We start from the raw sequence: 3,987 nt of genomic DNA, 5'->3' as shown, positions 1-3,987 counted from the left end.
GCGTCCGACTCCCCGCCCCTAGACGCCGATCGCGGCTCCACGTCAGGCTGAGGCTTGTGCGCATGAGCATTGACGCTCACCTGAGCCTGAGGTAACGTTGCTAACCCGTAACAAGAGATGCAGAGTGTTTAAGTGTGTTGTCTATGTTGAGTCGAGCCCGCAGCGAACGCCGGTCGGCGTGGGTACCGGGGCGATAAGGAGGGAAGTCCCATGGCCGGTTTGCCGCAGAGCTACCTCGCCGTCATAAAGGTCGTCGGGATCGGCGGGGGCGGGGTGAACGCCGTCAACCGGATGATCGAGGCGGGGCTGCGCGGGGTGGAGTTCATCGCGATCAACACCGACGCCCAGGCACTGCTGATGTCGGACGCCGACTTCAAGCTCGACATCGGTCGGAACCTGACCCGAGGCCTCGGCGCGGGCGCCGACCCGGACGTGGGGCGCCGGGCGGCGGAGGATCACCGCGACGAGATCGAGGAAGCGCTGAAGGGTGCGGACATGGTCTTCATCGCCACCGGCGAGGGCGGCGGTACCGGGACCGGGGGAGCTCCCGTCGTCGCCGAGATCGCCAAGAGCCTCGGTGCGCTCACCATCGGCGTGGCGACGCGACCCTTCCAGTTCGAGGGACGCAAGCGGGCCATGCAGGCGGAGGCGGGCATCGCCGAGCTGAAGGACAAGGTCGACGCGCTCATCATCATCCCGAACGACCGGCTGATCCAGATCAGCGACGAGGAGACCCACCTGCTCGACGCGTTCCGCATGGCCGACGAGGTGCTCCTGCAGGGGGTGCAGGGCGTGACCGACCTGATCACGACGCCCGGCCTCATCAACCTCGACTTCGCGGACGTCCGCACGGTTCTCCAGGACCGCGGCTCGGCCCTCATGGGCATCGGCGAGGCGTCCGGCGAGAACCGGGCCGCGGAGGCCGCTCGTCGTGCCATCTCCTCTCCGCTCCTCGAGTCGTCGATCGACGGGGCGCGGGCGCTGCTGCTCAACATCTCGGGTGGAGACGAGCTGAAGCTGCTCGAGGTGAACGAGGCGGCCGACATCATCACGTCGTCCACCCACTCGGAGGCGACGATCATCACCGGTGCGGTCATCGACTCGGCGCTCGGCGACAGCGTCCGGGTCACGGTGGTGGCGGCGGGGTTCGAGGGACGCGAGTGGGCGCAGCAGCCCGCGGCGGCGGCGGCGACCGCGGCATCACCGTTCACGAACGAGGACGACGAGGACGAGGAGGACCTGTTCTCCGACAGCCCCGCCGCCACGGGCGAGGGGTTCGAGGACGACCTGGAGATCCCGGACTTCCTCCAGCGCGCGTGACCCAGCAGCAAGGGATCTCGGACCGGCTCCCGCCCGCGGGAGCCGGTTTCGTTTGGAGGACCCATCGAGGGGTGGGAGCCGCCATGCCTCTGCTCTGGGCGGAGACGCCCCACGCCCGGGCGGTGTTCACGACTCGGAGGGGCGGTCTGTCCTCCGGTCCTCTCTCCAGCCTCAACCTGTCCTGGCGCATGGAGGAGGAGCTCGACGGGATACGTCCGGACGAGAAGCTGGTCGGCAACCGCGACCTCGTGTCCGACGCCCTCGGGACGAGCGGAACGTGGCGACGGGTCCGTCAGGTTCACGGGGCCGCGGCCGTGGAGGCTTCCCGGTCCCGCCGGCACGAGGCGGACGCCCTCTGGACGTCGCACCCGGACCGCCCCATCGCGATCCTCGTCGCGGACTGCGTCCCCATCTTCCTGGGCGCGCCCGGACGGATCGCCGCCGTCCACGCGGGGTGGCGCGGCTTGGTCGCCGGGGTGGTCGGCAACGCGGTCGAGGCGATGGGGGGAGCACAGGAGGCCTTGGCCGGGCCCGCCATCGGACCGTGCTGCTTCGAGGTCGGGCCGGAGGTCGTCGAGGCGTTCACCCAGCGCTTCGGGCCGGCTCCCGTGACCGACGAGCGCCACGTCGACCTCTGGACCGCGGCCGAGCTCGCCGCGCGGCAGGCGGGCGTGGCCAGCTTCCACGCCGCCCGGCTCTGCACGTCCTGCCACCCTGAGCTCTTCTTCTCCCACCGCCGCGACGCCGGCCGCACGGGCCGGCAGGCGCTGGTCGCCGCCCTGCGATGAGCGTCGCGGACGCCGTGGCCGAGGTGCGCGGGCGGATCGCCGCGGCGTGCGAGCGGTCCGGACGCGATCCGGGTGAGGTGACGCTGGTCGCCGTGTCCAAGGGGTTCCCGGCGTCGTCCGTCGACGACGTCGTCCGTTGCGGGGTCGGAGACCTCGGTGAGAACCGGGCCCAGGAGCTGCGCGACAAGGGCCGCGAGGTCGCCACTGAGCCGCGCTGGCACTTCCTGGGCCCCCTCCAGACGAACAAGGTGCGCTACCTCGACGAGGTGACGTTGATCCACTCGGTGGACCGGACCGACGAGGTCGAGGCGCTCCAGGCCCGGGCCTCGCGGACGGGGAGGAGCTATGACGTGCTCGTCGAGGTGAACGTCTCGGGTGAGCCGACGAAGCAGGGGCTCCCGCCGGAGGAGCTCCGACCCTTCCTGGACACGATCCTCGGTTACACGCTCGTCCGCCCCCGCGGCCTCATGATGATGGCGCCGATGGTGGAAAACCCGGAAGATGTGAGATGGATGTTCGCCGAAGCGAGGCATCTCCGTGATCGCGTCCGCGATGTCGGACTGGAGGAGTTGTCGATGGGCATGACCGACGACTTCGAGGTGGCCGTCGAGGAAGGCGCCACGTTCGTCCGCATCGGCCGGGCGATCTTCGGGAGGCGATGACGATGTCCGGATTCTGGAAGAGAGCTCTCCTGTACCTGGGGCTGGTCGAGGAGGACGACGAGCTCGAGCCGATCACCGACGCGACCGAGCCGCCGCAGCTGGAGACGGTGCGACGCATCGGCGGCGACCCGGACACGGGAGCCGTCCGGCGGATGCCGTCCGTCGAAGCCACGGCGCCCCCACCGGTGATGCCGACCCCCATCCAGTCGGCGCCCACGGTGATCCCCCCCGTGCCGAGGATCCACGTGATCGAGCCGCGCAGCTTCAACGACGCGAAGGACATCGGGGACAAGCTGCGGGTCGACTCCCCGGTGGTCGTGAACCTCGAGGGAGCCGCCGCCGACCTATCGCGGCGGATCGTCGACTTCTGCAGCGGGCTCACCTACATGGCCTCTGGTAACATCCGCCAGATCGCGCCGAAGATCTTCCTGCTGACGCCGCCCAACGTGGAGGTCTCGGCGGAAGAGACCGAGCGGATCATGTCCGAGCGCGGCTTCTTCAACCAGTTCTAGGGCCGGTCAGCCGATGGTGGAGCTCCTTTCCGACTTCGTCCTGTTCGCCGTGATCGCCTACGGCGGGGTCATGTTCGCCCGCATACTCCTCTCCTGGGTGCCGGTCGCCCCGCCGCCCGCGCTGCGGCCGGTGTTCAGCTTCCTCTACGACGTGACCGACCCCTTCCTGAGGCTGTTCCGGGGGCTGTTGCCGCCGATCGGAGGGTTCGACCTCTCGCCGATCCTGGCCTTCGTCGTGCTCTACATCCTCGAGGCGATACTCCGCAGCGTCCTCCCGTGACCGGACCGTTCGACGACCCGACGGTCGACCCCGGACCCGAGCCGGTCGAGACCCCCGATCCGGCGCAGAGACGTCGGTTCTCCACCTCCTTCCGCGGCTACAGCCCGACCGAGGTCGACGCCCACCTCGCGCAGCTCGAGTCGCGGATGGCCGAGCTCGAGAGCCAGGACGACTACCTGACCTCACTGAACGAGGCCCTAGCGACCGAGGTGGAGGGGGTCCGGACCGAGCGTGACTCGCTGCGGCAGGAGACGGACCGGCTCCGCTCGGAGCTCGAGACGATACGGACCGCGGCCACGGGAGCCGAGGAGCTGCGAGCGGAGCTCGAGGGTCTCCGGGCGCGGTACGCGGAGCGCGTCAAGGCGATCGAGTTCGTACTGGCCTCGACCGTCCGCCAGGTGGTGATCGACCCTCCCGTCCAGGAG

General features: G+C 69.8%; 6 protein-coding genes. All 6 read left to right on the top strand.

Annotated features, from left to right (window positions below):
• Nucleotides 1-210 precede the first annotated feature (210 nt).
• Nucleotides 211-1,320 carry a cell division protein FtsZ gene (ftsZ, locus tag VM840_04770; GenBank protein HVL80887.1) on the top strand — a complete coding sequence of 370 codons (1,110 nt, stop codon included), beginning with the start codon at nt 211-213 and terminating at the stop codon, nt 1,318-1,320.
• Nucleotides 1,321-1,403: 83 nt separating this feature from the next.
• On the top strand, nt 1,404-2,108 hold the full coding sequence (locus VM840_04765) for a polyphenol oxidase family protein (GenBank protein ID HVL80886.1): 705 nt from the start codon (nt 1,404-1,406) through the stop codon (nt 2,106-2,108).
• Entirely contained in the window at nt 2,105-2,770 is a 666-nt protein-coding gene (locus VM840_04760) for a YggS family pyridoxal phosphate-dependent enzyme (GenBank protein HVL80885.1), read from the top strand. Before VM840_04765 ends, VM840_04760 begins: the two co-directional genes overlap by 4 nt.
• A gap of 2 nt (nt 2,771-2,772) precedes the next feature.
• Complete coding sequence (locus VM840_04755; GenBank protein ID HVL80884.1) at nt 2,773-3,282, top strand: cell division protein SepF; 510 nt, start codon at nt 2,773-2,775, stop codon at nt 3,280-3,282.
• 13 nt (nt 3,283-3,295) lie between these two features.
• Nucleotides 3,296-3,562: a YggT family protein gene (locus tag VM840_04750; GenBank protein HVL80883.1), complete on the top strand. Its 267-nt coding sequence runs from the start codon at nt 3,296-3,298 to the stop codon at nt 3,560-3,562.
• Nucleotides 3,559-3,987, top strand: a 429-nt coding sequence (locus tag VM840_04745) for a DivIVA domain-containing protein (protein ID HVL80882.1), incomplete at its 3' end; no start/stop codon positions are given. The genes VM840_04750 and VM840_04745, both read left to right, overlap by 4 nt.

This window comes from Actinomycetota bacterium, assembly GCA_035540895.1.
In the GTDB taxonomy this organism is placed as follows: domain Bacteria; phylum Actinomycetota; class JAICYB01; order JAICYB01; family JAICYB01; genus DATLFR01.
This window is presented reverse-complemented; position numbering and strand designations above follow the sequence as displayed.

Coding starts and splice junctions, on each gene's coding strand:
- VM840_04765 (HVL80886.1), top strand. CDS start 1,404: ATGCCTCTGCTCTGGGCGGAGACGCCCCACGCCCGGGCGGTGTTCACG.
- ftsZ (HVL80887.1), top strand. CDS start 211: ATGGCCGGTTTGCCGCAGAGCTACCTCGCCGTCATAAAGGTCGTCGGG.
- VM840_04750 (HVL80883.1), top strand. CDS start 3,296: ATGGTGGAGCTCCTTTCCGACTTCGTCCTGTTCGCCGTGATCGCCTAC.
- VM840_04755 (HVL80884.1), top strand. CDS start 2,773: ATGTCCGGATTCTGGAAGAGAGCTCTCCTGTACCTGGGGCTGGTCGAG.
- VM840_04760 (HVL80885.1), top strand. CDS start 2,105: ATGAGCGTCGCGGACGCCGTGGCCGAGGTGCGCGGGCGGATCGCCGCG.